Here is a 2,074-nt window from a genome sequence, read left to right on the forward strand (position 1 = left end):
GTGGGCTCCGGCCCACGGGGCACCGGCCCGCGGCCCGCGCAACCGCATCCCAGAAGGTGACACCGTGGACTTTCGCTACAGCGACGAGGACGAGGAGTTCCGGGCGGAAGTCCGCGACTGGCTCCGCGAGAACCTGTCCGGCGAGTTCGCCTCGGCCGTCGGCACCGGCGGCCCCGGCAGCGAGCACGAGCACTTCGAGATCCGCCGCGAGTGGGAGCGCCGCCTCGGCGAGGGCGGCTGGATCGGCCTCGACTGGCCGAAGGAGTACGGGGGCCGCGAGGCGACCCTCATGCAGCAGGTGATCTTCGGCGAGGAGTACGCCCGCGCGAAGGCCCCCGGCCGCGTCAACCACATGGGCGAGAACCTGCTCGGCCCGACCGTCCTCGCGTTCGGCACCGACGAGCAGAAGGCCCGCTTCCTGCCGCCCATCGCCCGTGGCGAGGAGCTGTGGTGCCAGGGCTACTCGGAGCCCGGCGCGGGTTCCGACCTCGCGTCGCTGCGCACCACCGCGACGCAGGACCCGGAGACCGGCGACTGGCTGGTCAGCGGCCAGAAGGTGTGGACCTCGCTCGCCCACGAGGCCGACTGGATCTTCGTGCTGGCCCGCACCGAGGCCGGCTCGACCAAGCACAAGGGCATCTCGTTCTTCCTCGCGCCCATGGACCAGCCGGGCATCGAGGTGCGCCCGATCGTCCAGCTCACCGGCACCAGCGAGTTCAACGAGGTGTTCTTCGACGGCGCCCGCGCCAAGAGCGAGCACGTCGTCGGACAGCTCGGCCAGGGCTGGGGCGTCGCGATGGGCCTGCTGGCCTTCGAGCGCGGCGTCTCGACCCTCGCGCAGCAGATCGGCTTCGAACTCGAACTCCAGGCCGTCATCGACACCGCCAAGGACAACGGCGCGATCGACGACCCCATCCTGCGCGAACGCCTGCTCCAGGCCTGGATCGACCTGAAGGTGCTGCGCTGCAACGCGCTGCGCACCCTCGGCTCGCCGGACCCGGGGGCGCCTTCCGTCGCCAAGCTCGTCTGGGCCACGTGGCACCAGCGGCTGGGCACGCTCGCGATGGACGTCGGCGGTGCCGCGTCCACGCTGGCCGCCGAGCTGCCGTACGAACTCACCGAGCAGCAGCGTCTGTTCCTGTTCACCAAGTCCGACACCATCTACGGCGGGTCGAACGAGGTGCAGCGCAACATCATCGCCGAGCGCGTCCTCGGCATGCCCCGCGAACCCCGAGGAGAAGCCAAGTGACCGCGCCCGCTTCGAACGCACCCGAGTACGTGGGCGGCCACGGCCTGCTGGCCGGCAAGACGGTGCTGGTCACCGCCGCCGCCGGGACCGGCATCGGCTTCGCCGCCGCCAAGAAGGCCGCCGAAGAAGGCGCCACCATCGCGATCAGCGACAAGCACGAGCGCCGCCTCGGCGAGGCCGCCGACGAGCTCGCCAAGATCGCCGGCGCGCGCCCGCTCGCGGTGCCCTGCGACGTCACCGTCGAGGCCGACGTGCAGAACCTCGTCGACACCGCGGCCGGCGAACTCGGCGGCATCGACATCCTCATCAACAACGCGGGCCTGGGCGGTCAGGTCGACCTCGTCGACATGACGGACGACCAGTGGAACCTGGTCCTCGACGTCACGCTCAACGGCACCTTCCGCATGACGCGCGCGGCGCTGCGGCACATGCAGCCGCGCGGCAAGGGCGTCATCGTCAACAACGCCTCCGTGCTGGGCTGGCGTGCGCAGAAGGGCCAGGCGCACTACGCGGCGGCGAAGGCCGGCGTGATGGCGCTGACCCGCTGCTCGGCCGTCGAGGCGGCGGAGTTCGGGGTACGCGTCAACGCGGTCGCGCCGAGCATCGCGATGCACGCGTTCCTGGCCAAGGCGTCCTCCGAGGAACTGCTCTCGGCGCTCAGCAGCGCGGAGGCTTTCGGCCGCGCCGCCGAGCCGTGGGAGATCGCCAACGTCATGGTGTTCCTGGCGTCGGACTACTCGTCGTACATGACCGGCGAGGTCGTGTCGGTCAGCAGCCAGCGCGCGTGACCCGCCCGTCTCCGGCGGGCCGCGCGGCCCGCCGGAG

Annotated in this window: 2 protein-coding genes; both read left to right on the plus strand. The window is 71.6% G+C overall.

The window, feature by feature from the left end; genetic code table 11:
- Positions 1-64 precede the first annotated feature (64 nt).
- Positions 65-1,249 (plus strand): acyl-CoA dehydrogenase family protein, encoded by a 1,185-nt coding sequence (locus tag AB0C36_RS43005; RefSeq protein ID WP_358365231.1) that lies wholly within the window; start codon positions 65-67, stop codon positions 1,247-1,249.
- The gene (locus tag AB0C36_RS43010; RefSeq protein WP_358365234.1) at positions 1,246-2,037 is read left to right on the plus strand and encodes an SDR family oxidoreductase; all 792 of its coding nucleotides are present in this window, start codon (positions 1,246-1,248) and stop codon (positions 2,035-2,037) included. Before AB0C36_RS43005 ends, AB0C36_RS43010 begins: the two co-directional genes overlap by 4 nt.
- Positions 2,038-2,074 lie beyond the last annotated feature (37 nt).

Origin of the sequence: Streptodolium elevatio (assembly GCF_040649515.1) — a bacterium.
GTDB lineage: Bacteria > Actinomycetota > Actinomycetes > Streptomycetales > Streptomycetaceae > Yinghuangia > Yinghuangia elevatio.